Annotated in this window: 16 protein-coding genes; 6 read left to right on the top strand and 10 right to left on the bottom strand. The window is 62.3% G+C overall.

What is annotated here, in order from left to right:
* The first annotated feature begins 26 nt into the window (after positions 1–26).
* On the top strand, positions 27–908 hold the full coding sequence (ilvY, locus tag J7655_RS16420; protein WP_230925345.1) for an HTH-type transcriptional activator IlvY: 882 nt from the start codon (positions 27–29) through the stop codon (positions 906–908).
* Positions 909–962: 54 nt separating this feature from the next.
* Here the strand turns inward: ilvY and ilvN are convergent, their stop codons facing one another.
* On the bottom strand, positions 963–1,454 hold the full coding sequence (gene ilvN, locus J7655_RS16425; RefSeq protein WP_037001488.1) for an acetolactate synthase small subunit: 492 nt from the start codon (positions 1,452–1,454) through the stop codon (positions 963–965).
* A 1-nt stretch (position 1,455) separates the two neighbouring features.
* Positions 1,456–3,180, bottom strand: a complete 1,725-nt coding sequence (locus J7655_RS16430) for an acetolactate synthase 3 large subunit (protein ID WP_230925346.1) — start codon at positions 3,178–3,180, stop codon at positions 1,456–1,458.
* Positions 3,181–3,580: 400 nt separating this feature from the next.
* Here J7655_RS16430 and J7655_RS16435 point away from each other — a divergent pair, with 400 nt between their 5' ends.
* Entirely contained in the window at positions 3,581–4,015 is a 435-nt protein-coding gene (locus tag J7655_RS16435) for a DUF4124 domain-containing protein (RefSeq protein ID WP_230925347.1), read from the top strand.
* Positions 4,016–4,033: 18 nt separating this feature from the next.
* Here the strand turns inward: J7655_RS16435 and J7655_RS16440 are convergent, their stop codons facing one another.
* From J7655_RS16440 to mrcB, 3 genes are read right to left on the bottom strand one after another with little or no spacing between them, the layout of a single operon-like run.
* A complete protein-coding gene (locus J7655_RS16440; protein WP_147812008.1) occupies positions 4,034–4,363 on the bottom strand; it encodes a YqcC family protein in 330 nt (109 codons plus the stop codon).
* On the bottom strand, positions 4,363–5,067 hold the full coding sequence (locus J7655_RS16445; RefSeq protein ID WP_230925348.1) for a tetratricopeptide repeat protein: 705 nt from the start codon (positions 5,065–5,067) through the stop codon (positions 4,363–4,365). Before J7655_RS16445 ends, J7655_RS16440 begins: the two co-directional genes overlap by 1 nt.
* A 43-nt stretch (positions 5,068–5,110) precedes the next feature.
* The gene (mrcB, locus tag J7655_RS16450; RefSeq protein WP_230925349.1) at positions 5,111–7,429 is read right to left on the bottom strand and encodes a penicillin-binding protein 1B; all 2,319 of its coding nucleotides are present in this window, start codon (positions 7,427–7,429) and stop codon (positions 5,111–5,113) included.
* Positions 7,430–7,543: 114 nt separating this feature from the next.
* On the opposite strand from mrcB, the gene J7655_RS16455 reads away from it, so the two are divergent.
* The 4 genes from J7655_RS16455 (at position 7,544) to J7655_RS16470 (ending at position 10,801) form a co-directional block, all read left to right on the top strand.
* Complete coding sequence (locus tag J7655_RS16455) at positions 7,544–9,106, top strand: bifunctional aminoglycoside phosphotransferase/ATP-binding protein (RefSeq protein ID WP_230925350.1); 1,563 nt, start codon at positions 7,544–7,546, stop codon at positions 9,104–9,106.
* Between the two features lie 86 nt (positions 9,107–9,192).
* A complete protein-coding gene (locus J7655_RS16460) occupies positions 9,193–9,537 on the top strand; it encodes a pentapeptide repeat-containing protein (RefSeq protein ID WP_125874448.1) in 345 nt (114 codons plus the stop codon).
* A gap of 94 nt (positions 9,538–9,631) precedes the next feature.
* Entirely contained in the window at positions 9,632–9,904 is a 273-nt protein-coding gene (locus tag J7655_RS16465; RefSeq protein WP_003462840.1) for a TfoX/Sxy family protein, read from the top strand.
* A gap of 105 nt (positions 9,905–10,009) precedes the next feature.
* Positions 10,010–10,801, top strand: coding sequence for a cyclic nucleotide-binding domain-containing protein (locus tag J7655_RS16470; RefSeq protein WP_230925351.1), 792 nt, complete (start codon positions 10,010–10,012; stop codon positions 10,799–10,801).
* Positions 10,802–11,078: 277 nt separating this feature from the next.
* Here the strand turns inward: J7655_RS16470 and J7655_RS16475 are convergent, their stop codons facing one another.
* The 5 genes from J7655_RS16475 to J7655_RS16495 all read right to left on the bottom strand — a co-directional run bounded on the left by J7655_RS16475 (position 11,079) and on the right by J7655_RS16495 (position 15,151).
* Complete coding sequence (locus J7655_RS16475) at positions 11,079–11,486, bottom strand: nuclear transport factor 2 family protein (RefSeq protein ID WP_230925352.1); 408 nt, start codon at positions 11,484–11,486, stop codon at positions 11,079–11,081.
* A gap of 61 nt (positions 11,487–11,547) precedes the next feature.
* Positions 11,548–12,432, bottom strand: coding sequence for a ChaN family lipoprotein (locus J7655_RS16480; protein WP_230925353.1), 885 nt, complete (start codon positions 12,430–12,432; stop codon positions 11,548–11,550).
* Between the two features lie 15 nt (positions 12,433–12,447).
* Positions 12,448–13,215, bottom strand: coding sequence for a heme ABC transporter ATP-binding protein (locus J7655_RS16485; RefSeq protein ID WP_230925354.1), 768 nt, complete (start codon positions 13,213–13,215; stop codon positions 12,448–12,450).
* Entirely contained in the window at positions 13,215–14,255 is a 1,041-nt protein-coding gene (locus J7655_RS16490; RefSeq protein ID WP_230925355.1) for a FecCD family ABC transporter permease, read from the bottom strand. Before J7655_RS16490 ends, J7655_RS16485 begins: the two co-directional genes overlap by 1 nt.
* The gene (locus tag J7655_RS16495; RefSeq protein WP_230925356.1) at positions 14,252–15,151 is read right to left on the bottom strand and encodes a heme/hemin ABC transporter substrate-binding protein; all 900 of its coding nucleotides are present in this window, start codon (positions 15,149–15,151) and stop codon (positions 14,252–14,254) included. Before J7655_RS16495 ends, J7655_RS16490 begins: the two co-directional genes overlap by 4 nt.
* Positions 15,152–15,158 lie beyond the last annotated feature (7 nt).

A 15,158-nucleotide genomic window follows, 5' to 3' on the forward strand; every position in this document is an offset into this window, starting at 1 on the left:
ACAACATGCCGATTTGTGAAATATAGATGGACAGCCATTCCCTCAGGCTTTTTCTCGCCCTGGCCGACAACCTGCACTTCGGCCGCACCAGTCGCGAACAGCATGTCAGTCCGTCCGCGCTCAGCCGCAGCATCAAGCAGCTCGAAGATGAACTCGGCGCCGCCCTGTTCGTGCGCGACAACCGCTCGGTGCGCCTGACGCGCGAAGGCCAGCAGTTTCGCGAGTACGCCAGCGAGGTCATCAATGGTTGGCAGGCAATACGGCAGACCTTCATGCAGGATCAGCTCAACCTGCACGGCGAGCTGTCGCTGTACTGCTCGGTCACAGCCAGCTACAGCTTCCTCTATGACATCCTCAGCAGCTTCCGCCAGGACTACCCACGCATCGAAATGAAACTGCACACTGGCGACCCGGCGAAAGCCGTCGAGCGCGTGCAGCAAAGCCTGGAAGATCTGGCCATTGGCGCCCTGCCCGACAGCCTGCCCAACGGTGTGGTGTTCCAGTCGATCACCCGCTCTGAATTGCGCTTTATCGGCCCGCAAGCACCACAGCTATTGAACGAGGAACAACTCAAGCATCCGGGCGCGGAAAGCTGGAAGGACGTGCCGATGATTCTGTCCGAAGAAGGCCTGGCACGCACGCGCACCGACCGCTGGCTCAAACATCACAACATCAAGCCACGTATCTATGCCCAGGTGAGCGGCAACGAAGCCATCGTCAGCATGGTCAGCCTGGGCTTCGGCATCGGCGTGGTGCCGCAGATCGTTCTGGACAACAGCCCGCTGACTGCGCGCATTCGCATCTACGACATCCAGCCACCACTCACCGCGTATGACATTGGCCTGTTCGCGCTGGAAAAACGCCTCAAGGATCCGCTGATCGCCGCCTTCTGGAATCGCCAGCGCTGAATTTCAGGCAATAAAAAGCCCCGCACCGGGCGGGGCTCTGCATCAACATGGCAATCAGATACTCAGTACCTTGTCGCCACGCGCGATGCCGGTGACACCACTGCGTACGGTTTCCAGAATCGACGCGGTGCCAATGGCCTGAATGAAGCTGTCGAGCTTGTCGCTGGTGCCGGTCAGCTGCACGGTGTAAACGCTACTGGTCACATCCACGATCTGGCCGCGGAAGATGTCGGTGGTGCGCTTGACCTCGGCGCGCTGGGCGCCGGTTGCCTTGATCTTCACCAGCATCAGCTCGCGCTCGATGTGGGCGCTCTCCGACAGGTTGACCAGCTTGACCACCTCGACCAGCTTGTTGAGGTTCTTGGTGATCTGCTCGATCACCTCATCCTGCCCGACCGTGGTCAGGGTCAGACGCGACAGCGTCGGATCCTCGGTCGGTGCAACGGTCAGGCTTTCGATATTGTAGTTGCGCTGGGAGAACAGACCGACCACGCGGGACAGTGCACCCGGCTCGTTTTCCAACAGCAGGGAAATGATGTGTCGCATCTTAGGTCCGCTCCGTCTTGCTCAGCCACATGTCACGCATTGCGCCATCCCGGATCTGCATCGGGTAGACGTGCTCGCTGGTATCGACCGCGATATCGAGGAAGACCAAGCGATTCTTCATGGCGAAGGCCTCTTCGAGACCCGGCTTGAGGTCTTTCAGCTCGGTGATGCGCATGCCCACATGCCCATAGGCTTCGGCCAACTTGACGAAGTCAGGCAGCGACTCCATGTAGGAGTGCGAGTAACGGCTGCTGTATTGCATGTCCTGCCACTGACGAACCATACCCAACGCGCCGTTGTTCAGGTTGACGATCTTCACCGGCAGGTCGTACTGCAGGCAGGTCGACAGCTCCTGGATGTTCATCTGGATGCTGCCTTCGCCGGTGACGCACGCCACATCGGCATCCGGGAAGTTCATCTTGACGCCCATCGCCGCCGGGAAACCGAAGCCCATGGTGCCAAGGCCACCGGAGTTGATCCAGCGATTGGGTTTGTTGAAGCGGTAGTACTGCGCCGCGAACATTTGATGCTGACCAACGTCGGAGGTGACGAAGGCATCGCCTTTGGTCACTTCGCACAGGGTTTCGATCACGGCCTGCGGCTTGATGATCGAACCGTCGCCCTCGTTGTAGGGGAACAGGCGGCCGCTACCGCGCCACTCGTCGATCTGCTTCCACCAACTGGCGACGGTGTCCTTGTTCGGGGTTTCGCCGATTTCCTTGAGGATGGCGACCATTTCGGTCAGCACGCTGTCCACTGGGCCGACGATCGGAATGTCAGCCTTGATGGTCTTGGAGATCGAAGCCGGATCGATATCGATGTGGATGATCTTGGCGTTCGGGCAGAACTTGGCCGCGCCATTGATCACGCGATCATCGAAGCGCGCACCGACGGCCAGGATCACGTCAGCGTGATGCATGGTCAGGTTGGCGGTGTAGCTGCCGTGCATGCCAAGCATGCCGATGAACTGACGATCAGTCCCCGGATAGCCACCGAGACCCATCAGGGTGTTGGTGACCGGCAGGTTGAGCATCTGTGCCAGCTCGGTCAGCGGCGCAGAGGCATTGCCCATGATCACACCACCGCCGGAATACATGACCGGACGCTTGGCCGCGAGCAGCATTTCGGCTGCCTTGCGGATCTGCCCGGAGTGGCCGCGTACCGCCGGGCTGTAGGAGCGCAGCTTGACCTTCTTCGGATAGACGTACTCGAACTTCTGGGTCGGGTCGCCCATGTCCTTCGGAATGTCGACCACGACCGGGCCGGGACGACCGGACTCGGCGAGGTAGAAGGCCTTTTTCAGGACTTCGGGAATTTCCGACGGGTGCTTGATGATGAAGCTGTGCTTCACGATCGGGCGAGAGATACCGACCATGTCGGTTTCCTGGAACGCATCAGTGCCGACCATGTTGCTTGGCACCTGACCCGAAATCACCACCATCGGAATGGAATCCATGTAGGCGGTGGCGATGCCGGTGATGGCATTGGTCGCGCCCGGGCCAGAGGTCACCAGCACTACACCAGCTTTGCCGGTGGCGCGGGCATAGCCGTCAGCCATATGGGTCGCAGCCTGTTCATGACGCACCAGGATGTGGGTCACTTCCGGTTCTTTGAACAGGGCATCGTAAATATGCAGGAGAGCACCGCCAGGGTACCCATAGATGTACTTAACGCCTTCGTCACGCAGGAAGCGGACGACCATTTCAGCGCCGGATAAAAGCTCCACGTTGTTCACCTCTTGAACGCCAGTGTGCCACCCACCAACGGGTAGCCCTAAGTAGGTTCTTACTGTCAGCAGACACGCACGACGGTGGTCGTGGATTCGGAACATCAGCTTGACGAGTAACGGAGCAGCCCATGGTCTTGCGGGGCTGACCCTCCCAGCGCGAGGTAACGCGTTGCGGGTGTCACGGTTCGGCGCGGGTAGCGCCTCTTTTCCCGGAGCTGGAGGACGCTTGCGGCGGACTCCACTACGGGTAAGGCGCGATTGTTCGGGTTCAGCGAGGGCAAGTCAAGCGATGTGTAACCGTTTATTCGACACGCTGCTGTGACGCAGCGCAGAATGAAGATTGCCGGCTTTTGGTTATAGTAACCACAGCACCGCCGCTCTCGATAAAGGAAACAGCATGCGCCATATGATTCTTACTGGCACCCTGATGCTCGCACTGAGCGCCACTGCAATGGCCAGCCAGGTTTACAAGTGGGTCGATGACAAAGGCGTGACCCACTTCGGCGCGCAACCCCCGCAAGGTCAGCAAGCCACGACGATCAATACTGCAGCGCCACCTCCCCGCCAAGCCGCCAGCGAGCCGGCGCCGAGCATCGAAGAGCAGCTCGATCCCGAACAGGCAGCCATCGACAAGAAGGTCAAGGACGATATTGCCAAACAGGAAGCCGAGCGCAAGGAATATTGCCAGAACGCCCGCACCAATCTGGCTCAACTGGAAAACAATCCGCGCCTGCGCATCGAAAATGATGGTGAGATTCGCCGCATCGACGAGAACGAGCGCCAGGAACGCATCAGCGAACTGAAGAAATCCATCGCCGAAAACTGCCAGTGATGAAGTACGCGCACGACCTCAAGGCGTGCGCGTGAGCAGGCGATCGAATTCGCCCAGCAGCTCCAGCAGCCGGCGCGCAATGCCTGGCTGCTGCCGATAGACCATCTCACCCATCGCCTGGATACCCGATACCGACGGCAGTGCAGCGCCGCTTTCCAGCAGCACCTTCATACGCGGCAGAAAAATCCACTGCAGCCACTGCTCGAAGGTCAGCGTATCCACGCAGAACGGCTCAGGACTGGCCAGCGCCTCGGCGCTCGGCGCCTCATCCTGCCACCAGCCCAGCAGGCGCAACTCACGCTCGATCAGCAGCAGGTGTTCGGCCAGCATGCTCACACGAGCGTCCATCAGAGATTGACTCGGGCGCGCTCACGAGCCTGAGCGGCGCCCGCAGAATCGCCCTGACGCTCGCGCGCACGGGCAATCAGATCCCACAGGCTGGCCTGCAGTGCCGGGCGGCCACTGGCGTGAGTCAGACCACGGCGCGCCAGTTGCTCGGCCTGCGCGGCATCGCCCTGAGCCATACGGACTTCAGCCAGACGATAAAGCACCTGCGGCTCGCGCGGGGCGATACGCTGGGCGCGTTCGAGACTGGAGGCCGCACCATTGAGATCGCCACCGCCCTGCTGCTGCTGAGCAGTGGTCAGCAGAGCCAGCACCGGACCGTCCAGTTGCTCATCGGCCGCCAGGCCACCGCCACTGGGAATACCACTGGGCATGCTCGGTGCCGACGCACCGAAGCTACCCTGACTGGGCACGGCAGGCTGGCTGCTGACGGGCGGATCGAACGTCAGGCCACCACTCGAGGTAATCGGCTGCACATCGGTCTGCAAAGGGGTAGAGACCGCACCCTGCGGCACCATCACCACCACCCCGGAGTCTTCCTCGATACGTTGCGGCGCCGCTGCAGGGCTCGCGCTGGACGCAGCGCCAGAACCGCCCGACGACAGCGGAGCGCCGGCGTCGATCACCGGAATCGAGCCCTGCGGTACGGTACTGCAACCACTGAGAGCTGCCGTTGCCAGCAGTGTGGCAAGCCACTTCTTGTTCACATCCAATCCTCTTCAGGTAACACCGGGATGCACCACCCGGCCGTCATTCCAACCAACCCTTGACCCAGTCCATCACGGACTCGACCGGAGCCTGGATACCGCACGCGGAGCCCGGGGCGGGTTCGCTGCCGCGAATATAAGGCATCTGCACTGCATTCGGGCAGCCCGAAGCCGAGCCCAAGCCGGTCTGGCGATCGATCCAGGCCAGGGTGACGTTATCCGGCATCGGCATGTCCAGGGGCAGCGGGTCTGCCTTGCGCATGAAGCTGGTCCAGATCTGCAACGCCCCGGTCGCGCCGGTCAGCGGGGTCGGGCCGTTATCGTCGCGGCCCAGCCATACCACTGACAGCAGGTCCTGACTGAAACCGGCGAACCAGCTGTCACGCGAGTCGTTACTGGTGCCGGTCTTGCCCGCCAGGTTCAGCGAGCTGGGCAGTTGGCTGTACACCGAACGCCCCGTACCTTCACGCATGGTGCGCTGCATGGCGTTCTGCACCAGGTAAATGGCACCCGGATCGAAGCGTTGCTGGATCTTGAATGGATAACGCCCGAGTGGTTCACCATCGGCGGTCAGTACGCTGCGAATGCCGCGCAACGGCGTGTTGAAGCCGCCATTGGCCAGAGTCTGGTACATGCCGGCCACCTCCATCGGCGTCAGCGCCCCTGCACCGAGCAGCATCGACGGGTAGGCCGGCCACTGACGCTCGACCCCGAGTCGTTCCAGGGTCTTGAGCACATTGGGCACGCCGATTTCCAGGCCGAGCTTGGCCGTGGACAGGTTGTAGGACTGCGCCAACCCCTGATACAGGTAGATGGTGCCGTGCGCCTTACGGTCATAGTTCTGCGGAGTCCAGACCTGGCCGTCCTGCCCCTTGATGGAGAAGGGTTCATCCTCCAGCCAACTGGTCAGGGTGTACTGGCTGGGACGCTCCAGCGCCGACAGGTAGATCGCCGGCTTGATCAGCGAACCAATCGGCCGCACGGCGTCCAGCGCTCGGTTGAAACCGGCGAAACGCGGCTGACGGCTGCCAATCAAGGCCTGGATCTCACCCGTCTCGGGGTTGGTCACCACCATCCCGGCCTGCACCTCGTCCACGCCCTTGCGCCCGGCCAGGCGCTTGAGGGTTTCGGCCAGAGCCTCTTCGGCCTTGAGCTGCAGAATCGGATCCAGGCTGGTGAAGATACGCAGGCCTTCTTCCGTCAGATCCTGATCGCGATAGTCTTCGCGCAACTGACGCTTGACCAGATCCAGAAATGCCGGGAACGAGCTGTCGGCCATGCTGCCGCGCGAAGTCACGCCCAATGGCTTTTGCTTGGCCGCCGCGGCCTCGTCAGCAGTGATCGAACCCTGTTCGGCGAGCAGGTCGATGACCAGGTTACGCCGCGCCAAGGCACGTTCGGGATTGCGCCGTGGATTGAAAAAGGTCGGCCCCTTGACCATCCCCACCAGCAGCGCAACCTGCTCGAGCTTCAGCTCGGAAACCGGCTGACTGAAGAAGTACTGACTGGCCAGACCGAAGCCATGTATGGCGCGCTGCCCATCCTGACCGAGGAACACCTCGTTCATGTAGGCCTCGAGAATCTCGCGCTTGTCGTAGTGCAACTCCAGCAGTACCGCCATCATCGCTTCCGTGGCTTTGCGCGCCAGGGTGCGTTCGTTGGTCAGGTAGAAGTTCTTCACCAACTGCTGGGTCAGGGTACTGCCGCCCTGTACCAGACGCCCGGACGTGGCATTGACCCACATGGCACGGGCGATGCCCTTGGGCGACACGCCAAAGTGATCGAAGTAGTCACGGTCCTCGACCGCCACCAGCGCTTCGATCAGATAGGCCGGCACCTGATCCAGCTTGATCAGGATGCGGTCTTCCTGATGCGCCGGATAAAGTCCACCGATCAACACCGGTTCCAACCTCGCCACGGCCAGGTTGCTGCCATTGGCCTGGGTCAGACCAGCGACGTAGTCACCGGAGAAACGCACACGCACCCTCTGCGCTGGCTCAGCCCCCTCGTAGAACTGAAAGCCGCGACTGTGCAACTCGATCGTGTTACCGGCCACGGACACTGCCCCCGGTCCATTCACCACACTTTCGCGGCGGTAACCCAGCGCATCGAGTTCACGCAGGAAATCATCCTTGGCCAGTTTCTGGCCCACGAACAGTTCCAGCGGCCTGGCGTAGACCTTGGCAGGTACGGTCCAGCGCTTGCCGGAAAACTTCTCCTGCACCACGGCGTCGAGATAAATGGCGAAGCCAGCCAGGATTACCAGACCGACAAGACCGAGCTTGAGCCCCCAGGCAAGCCAGGGACGCATGCCGGAGGAGCGGGATTTTTTGTTTGAGCGAGGGGAGCGTTTTCGAGTCATGGCGGGATTATACGCACTTTAAATGGGCGCCAGCAGGCCGCCCGAATGGTTTGCAGAGCAGCTCACAGCGGCCATAATGCACAGCTCGAACAGCGTCTAGAACAAGGATCGAACGTGAGCCAAGCCCTGATTGCCGCATTGCAGAACCCGGCCCTGTATCCGCATCCTGTGGAGGGGTTTCAGGTCATTGAGACCCACATTTCCTGGGTTTTGCTCACTGGCCCCTACGCCTACAAGATCAAGAAACCGGTCAATTTCGGTTTCCTCGACTTCACCGAGCTCGACGCACGTCGTCATTTTTGCGAAGAAGAGCTGCGCCTGAACCAGCGCCTGACCCAGGATTTGTATCTGCAGGTGTTGCCGATAGGCGGCAGCGAGGACGCGCCCAGCCTCGACGGCAGCACGCCCGCCATCGAATACGCCCTGAAAATGCGCCAGTTCCCGCAGGAGCAATTGCTCAGCGCCATTCAGGCTCGCGGCGAGCTGAACGATGCGCATATCGATGCGCTTGCCGAGCAGATCGCCACCTTTCACCTCAACGCCCCCAAGGTGCCGCAGACGCACGAGCTGGGCAGCGCTGAAGCGGTCATGGCCCCGGTGCAGCAGAATTTCGAGCAGATTCGTCCGATGCTCAGCGAGGCTGCCGACCTGCAGCAACTCGACGCCCTCGAAGCCTGGGCACAATCTAGCTACGAGCGCTTGCAGCCGCTGCTGAACGAACGCAAGGCACAGGGTTTCATCCGTGAATGCCATGGCGATATCCACCTGGGCAATGCCGCCCAGATCGATGGCCGCGTGGTGCTGTTCGATTGCATCGAGTTCAATGAGCCCTTTCGCCTGACCGACGTGACCGCCGACATCGCCTTCCTGGCCATGGACCTCGAAGACCGTGGCCTCAAGTGCCTGGCGCATCGTTTCATCAGCGGCTGGCTGGAACGCACCGGTGACTATGCGGCCCTGCAACTGCTGAATTTCTACAAGGCCTACCGCGCCATGGTACGTGGCAAGGTCGCACTGTTCCGCCTGGGCCAGGAAGAGAGCTCGGTGCAACGCGCGGTGATTCTGCGCCAGTACCGCAGCTATGCCGCTCTGGCGGAAAGCTACAGCGCCATTCCCTCGCCCTTCCTGGCCATCACCCACGGTGTTTCTGCCGTCGGTAAAAGCCACGTCGCCATGCGTCTGGTCGAAGCGCTGGGCACCATCCGCCTGCGCTCCGACGTCGAGCGCAAGCGCCTGTTCGGCGAACAGAGCGCCGAAACCCGGGATCAACTGACTGCGGGCATCTACAGCACCGAGGCCAGCCAGGCCACCTACCTGCGTCTGCATCAGCTCGCGCGCCAGGTATTGCAGGCCGGCTTCCCCGTGGTGATCGATGCCACCTACCTCAAGGCTGCGCAGCGCCTGGCCGCCAGCGAAGTGGCCGAGAAAACCGGCGTGCCCCTGCTGATCCTCGACTGCCATGCGCCAGAGGCGGTGATCGCCAGTTGGCTGGCGCAGCGCCAGAGCGAAGGCCAGGATCCATCGGATGCGACGCTGGAGGTGATCCAGGCTCAACACGCCAGCCGCGAACCACTCGATGAACAGGAACTGAGCCACAGCAAACGCGTTGACACCCATGACAGCGCCAGCCTCGACAGCCTGGTCGAGCGCATTCGCCAGCGCCTGCCTGGAGTCTGAGCCACGGCCTACCGCTGACCAGCACCTGCCGGGCAAACCCCGGCAGGCCTTCTATACTCCCGGTGAGACCATCACCGGTATCTGCCATGAGCCAGCCACGTCAGCTTGATCATCCGCTCTACCACCTCCTGCACAACGACGATGTCAAAGGCTTCAATGCACGCAAGCCAAAGGATGTCGAAGTCGATCTCTCCGGCGGCGACTTTCGCGGGCTCGACCTGCGCAACATGGACACCGATGCCGTCAACTTCACCGACGCCTATTTTCGTGGTGCCGACCTGCGCGGCCTGGACTTTCGCAACGCCCGGATCGAAGGCGCCAGCCTGGCCCATGCGCAGATCTCCGGCGCCTACTTTCCCGTCGAGCTGACCGCTGACGAAATTCTCATGTCCGTAAATTTCGGCACGCGCCTGCGCTATCGCACCAAATAACGCCTCACGCACCACAGCAGCGCTTAGATATTTGACCGCTACACTTTGCCAGGCACGCCACCGTGAATCTTTCGCTCACACGCAGGGAGGCCCGATGAACGACGAACTGCAACATTTGAAGAACCTGGGCAAAACCTCGGCGCAGTGGCTGCATGCCGTAGGCATTCACAGCGCCAGCGATCTGCGCCGGCATGGTGCCGTCAGCGCCTACCGGGCAGTCAAGGCCCGTGGTTTTCGCGCCTCCAAGGTGCTGCTGTATGCCATCGAGGGGGCGTTGCTCGATGTGCACTGGAATGAATTGCCGCCGGCACTCAAGGCCGAATTGAATGGTCAGCTCGATGCTGCCCAAAATCACAACAAGAGCTAGCTCACAACACCAGCGCAAGGTGATTTACTCGCCGGGCCGCGCAGCATATTGTTTCAGGGATCTTCGTGTGCCCAGCCAGCCCAGCCAGTTCAAGGAATTACGGTTATGTATTTACTCGGGGAGCAACCGGCTTATGCCGATCAGTTGATCAATCGCCTGCAGAGCATCCCCACTCGCCTGCTGGAAGGGCTGCAGCCTGCCGGAGAGCCGCTGCAACTTGAGCGTGTCGATGACCTGGCCAAGGTCTTGCCGGGCAACCAGCTGTTCATCATCGAGAATGGCCTGCTGCACGCTCTGGTCGATGAGCGTCCGCTGTTCTATCTGCAGGAAGGTGATCTGGTCGGCCTGCGCCAGGGGATCGATCTGCCCACCTGCCGCTACAGCAGTGAAGAGCCTATCAGCCTGGTGCCCTACTCGCGCACCGAGGTGTTCCAACATATCTATGCCGACGAGCAACGCCAGGAACAGTTCATCCACTACCTGATCGGCCATACGGCCCTGCTGTCCGATGCGCTGGCCCGCCTGAAACAGCCGGAGATCCGCCCGGCCACCGGCTTCCAGCATTTCGCCGCTGGCGAGGAACTGATTCACCAGGGCGATGAAGCCGACCACGTGTTCATCATCATCGAAGGCCATGCCGAAGCCCAGGTCGACGGGCAAAAGGTCGGCGACGTGCAGAAAGATGAAATCTTTGGCGCCATGGCGGTATTCACCCGCGAGAAACGCAGCGCCACGGTGATCGCCAGCGAACCCTGCACGGTGATGGTGATACCCAAGGAACAGTTCCTCAGCCTGATGCAGAGCAACCCACGTATCGCACACAGCCTGATCGAAAGCATGGCCCGCCGCATCGACCTGCTGAACAAGGAAGTCACCCAGCTGCGCCTGCCAGGATAAACGCAACTCTGAAACAACCCCGGCCCCGTGCCGGGGTTGTTTTTTCCGGGCCTGAAGCCTTCTGAGAGAAATTCTCAAAAAGGCGTTGACTATGAAATGAGAATTGTTATTATTACCTCAACTGGTCGCGAGATCAGCCGATAAGCTAAAGAGACCATTCAGTCGGCCTCTTCAGATTATCTCCTCATCAGGCTAATCACGGTTATTGACCCGGCTCTTGCCGGGTCTTTTTTTGCCTGGAAGAAACTGTGGCCTGCCGCATTCCGTACCGGAACGCTCAGTCGTCGATCTGGGCCAGCCAGTCCGGCAGATTGAAATGCAGACCGATACGGCTGATCAGGCCGTCGTGGATGTCGAAAAAGGCACCCACGCGCATTGCATAATGCTGCCCGCAAGCCTCCGGCAGTCCATCGTCGGTGGCCAGGTATTCGCCGCTCACCAGGTACTCGCAGGCGGCATGCCGACCTTGCGGATCGGCCAGGATCACCTGGGGTTCGAGGACTTCGCGGTAGCAGTGCAGCTGCCGCTCGAGAAATCCGGCGAAGGCATCACGCCCCTGCTCGGTGAGCCCCTGATTGGGCTGCAGAATCAGCTCGTCGCAGACCAGGGCCAGACAGGCACGAATGTCCCGCTCATTGAGCGCGTTGAAATAACCTTGCAGCAGGTCGTGGACGTCAGTGGCCATAGGGCGGGCTCCAAAGCGGCAAAAAGCCGAGGATAGCGCCTGGCGGGCGAGCGAAAGGCGGCTAGGGTCGCAGTTTGGCGCAGTGATCCTGTTCAGGTAGCGCAGCCGTGAACCAGACATAGTCAGCCATGGACGCATCGACCTGACGGCCGACTTCGGCCAGTATCAGTACCGTGCTGCCCGCACGCGCGCCCAGATCGGTCAGGTGCAGCGGTACACCGAGATCCTTGCGCACATGAAAGGCACCGGCCAACAGCAGGCTTGGCTGCGGCGCCGCCAGCAGCGCCTCGGCCATGCGCCGATCACGCTGCTGCTGCACGGCGAGCATCGCCGGCAGTTGAGTGTCCGGCAGTAGCCCGCAGTGCGATTCGCGGATATCCGCCAGCAGGCGCTCTTGTACATCGCTGGCGCTAGAGTGCTTGCCCTGCAACGTCGGGCGCTGACGGTAAATCTGCATGATCTCGGCACGATCCAGATTGGCCGCGAGCAAGGGATAGGGCTGGCGCAACTGGTGCATGACCAGCGCCCCGTAGAGCGACCAGTCCCATCCCGACTGCCAGGCCAGGGCGTCGAACGGATCGGTAATTGCCTGCCCCGCACGCACAGCCGCCTGGGCCTGATCGACCTTGTGCTGCTGATCGGGATTGAGCATCTCCATCAGCACGCTGCCCTGCGGCCGCTGCCATGCCAGCTCACGCAAGAGCCAGAGTTGCTGGGCGTGATGATCGGGATTGTCGTGCTGCTCACCAACCAGCACCCGCTGAGCCGACGCCAGACGCCGCAGGAGTTGCTCAGGGCTGATGTTCTGCCCAGTGGCCAGATCGACGATACGGCCCAGGTCGGCATGCTCATGCCCCAGCGGTGCAAGCGGTTGCGGGGGCGGCAACGTATCGCGGCCATGGCAGGCGGCCAGCAGCATCAGACAGCTCAGCAACAGAACTCGCATCGAGTGCTCCACGGGTCAACGCGCGATGATCAGGGGATGGCTGCGCTCGGGATGAGTCTGCACCAGCACTTGCAAACCGAATACGGCCTCCAGCGGTTCGGCACGCAAGACCTCGGCAGGCGAACCCAGGGCATGTGCCCTGCCCCGCTCCAGCAGCAAAAGGCGATCACAGTAGCGCGCAGCCAGGTTGAGGTCATGAAGAATCACCAGTACCGCTACACCGGATTCTGCCAGACGGCGAACCGCTTGCAGACAGGTGTGCTGATGCAAGGGATCGAGCATCGAGGTCGGCTCATCGAGCAGCAGGGTCTGCCCCTCACCGCCCGGCCACAGCTGCGCCAGCACCCGTGCCAGGTGCACGCGCTGACGTTCGCCGCCAGACAATGCCAAATAGCTGCGCCCCGCCAGGTGCGCGGCATCGGCCGCCTGCAGCGCCTGCTGCACGATCTGCGCGTCGCGAACGCGCCCGCTGTCATGCGGCAGCCGGCCCATGGCGACCACCTCCTCGACGCGGAAGGCGAAATTCAGACTGGAACTCTGCGGTAATACGGCCAGACGCCTGGCTCGCTCCGGCCCGGGCCAGTCAGTCAGCGCACGCTGCTCCAGGGTCACCCGCCCCGTGCTGGCCGCCAACTCGCCGGCCATGGCCGCCAGCAAGGTGCTCTTGCCGGCACCGTTGGGCCCCAGCACGCCCAGCACTTCACCGGGACGCAGTTGCAGGTCGATACCACTGAGCACCACACAAGGCCCGCGACGGACGTCCAACTGTTCGGCGCGCAACATCAGTGGCGTCCTCGCAGCAGCAGATAGAGGAAGAATGGCGCGCCAATCAGCGCCGTGACGATGCCAATCGGCAATTCGGCAGGCGCCAGCACCAGACGCGCGACCAGATCCGCCAGCAGCAACAGGCTGGCACCGGCCAGTGCTGACGCCGGCAACAGCAGGCGATGATCGGGACCGACCAGCAAACGCATCAGGTGCGGCACCACCAGGCCGATGAAACCGATCAGACCCGCGGCAGCCACTGCTGCACCGACACCCAGCGCGGTGCAGAACACCAATTCACGTTTGACTCGCTCGATATCGAACCCGAGGTGACGCGCCTCCGACTCGCCGAGCAGCAGGGCATTCAATGCCCGCGCCCGTCTTGGCAGCCACAGCGCTACAGCCAATGTGGCCAGCAACAGCGGCCAGAGCCGTGCATAACTGGCGCCATTGAGACTGCCCAGGTTCCAGAACGTCAGGGTACGCAGGGTCGCATCGTCCGCCAGGTAGGTGAACAGGCCGATGGCCGCACCGGCCAGTGCGGTCAGTGCGATCCCTGCCAGCAGCATGGTCGCCACGTGGATCTGCCCATCACGCCGTCCCAGGCGGTAGACCAGCGCCGTCACCAGCAAGCCACCGGCGAAGGCGCATACCGACAACAGATAAGGGGCGAAAGCCTCGGGCAAACCGCCGAATGCGGCGCCCCCAACGATGGCCACCGCAGCACCCAGCGCAGCACCACTGGAAACACCGACCAGTCCGGGATCGGCCAATGGGTTGCGAAACAAGCCCTGCATCGCCACACCACAGAGCGCCAGCACCGTGCCCACGGCAAGGCCGAGCAGCGTACGCGGCATGCGGATTTGCGCCAGGATCAGTTCGGCCTGCTGCACCGCGGCATCCGTCGCCAGGGGCAAGCCCAGCAGACGCAGCGCGGCACGCAGGGTATCGCCCAGTGGCAGGTTGACCGGGCCGAGCGCCAGCGACAACCACAGCACGAGCGTCAGCAGCAGGCCCAGCGCGATGAACAATGGACGCGTCGATAGGGTTGGAATCATGGCTCGCGCTTGGCTTCGGCAGTCAGGGGTTGGCTGGCAGGATAAAAGCCTGCGGCGAGCATCGCCAGTCCATCCGGCACACGCGGCCCCAGGCCGCCGACCAGCAGGGTCGGATCCAGCGCCAGCAAACGCCCCTCGCGCGCCGCTCGCGTACCGGCCAGGGCCGGGTTCTGCTGCAGCAAAGCCCGCCTCGCGGCGTCGCCTTCCAGGGCACGGTCAGCGACCACCACGACCTGCGGATCGAGCGCCAACAGCGCCTCACTGGAGAGTGCCTTGTAACCACTGTGAGTGGCCAGATTGCGCCCACCGGCACGATTGATCAGCCAGTCGGCCGCCGTATCGGCACCGCCCACCAGCGGGCTGCCACCAGCGTGCCCGAGTAGTAGCAGCACACCGGGGGCTTCCTGACTGCGCTGCGCCTGCTCGACCCATTGCTGCTGGGTCTGCAGACGCGCCTGGTAATCGGCGAAGGCACGTTGGGCGCCTGCTTCATCACCGAGCAACTGCCCCAGACGCTGCAGGTTGGCCTGCAGACTGTGCAGCTCGGCGCGCGCCGTCAGGCGCTCGATATGCACACCCGCGGCTGCCAGTTGTTCGAGCACCGGCGGCGGGCCCATTTCTTCGCTGCCGAGCAGCAGGTCAGGACGCAGGGCGAGAATACCCTCGGCCGCCAGTTGACGCTGGTAACCGACACTCGGCAGTTGGGTCAGCGACACAGGATGACGGCTGGTGGTATCGACCCCGACCAGCTTGCGCTCGCCGCCCAGCACCACCACCCACTCGCTCAGGGCACCGCCTGAACTCACCCAGCGCTGCGGCAACGACTCGCTGGCCAGCACCAGATGGGGAAACAACAGCACGGCCGCCAGGCCGCCCAGAATATTGGCAAGACGCATGCTCCGG

This window comes from Pseudomonas wenzhouensis (assembly GCF_021029445.1).
Lineage (GTDB): Bacteria > Pseudomonadota > Gammaproteobacteria > Pseudomonadales > Pseudomonadaceae > Aquipseudomonas > Aquipseudomonas wenzhouensis.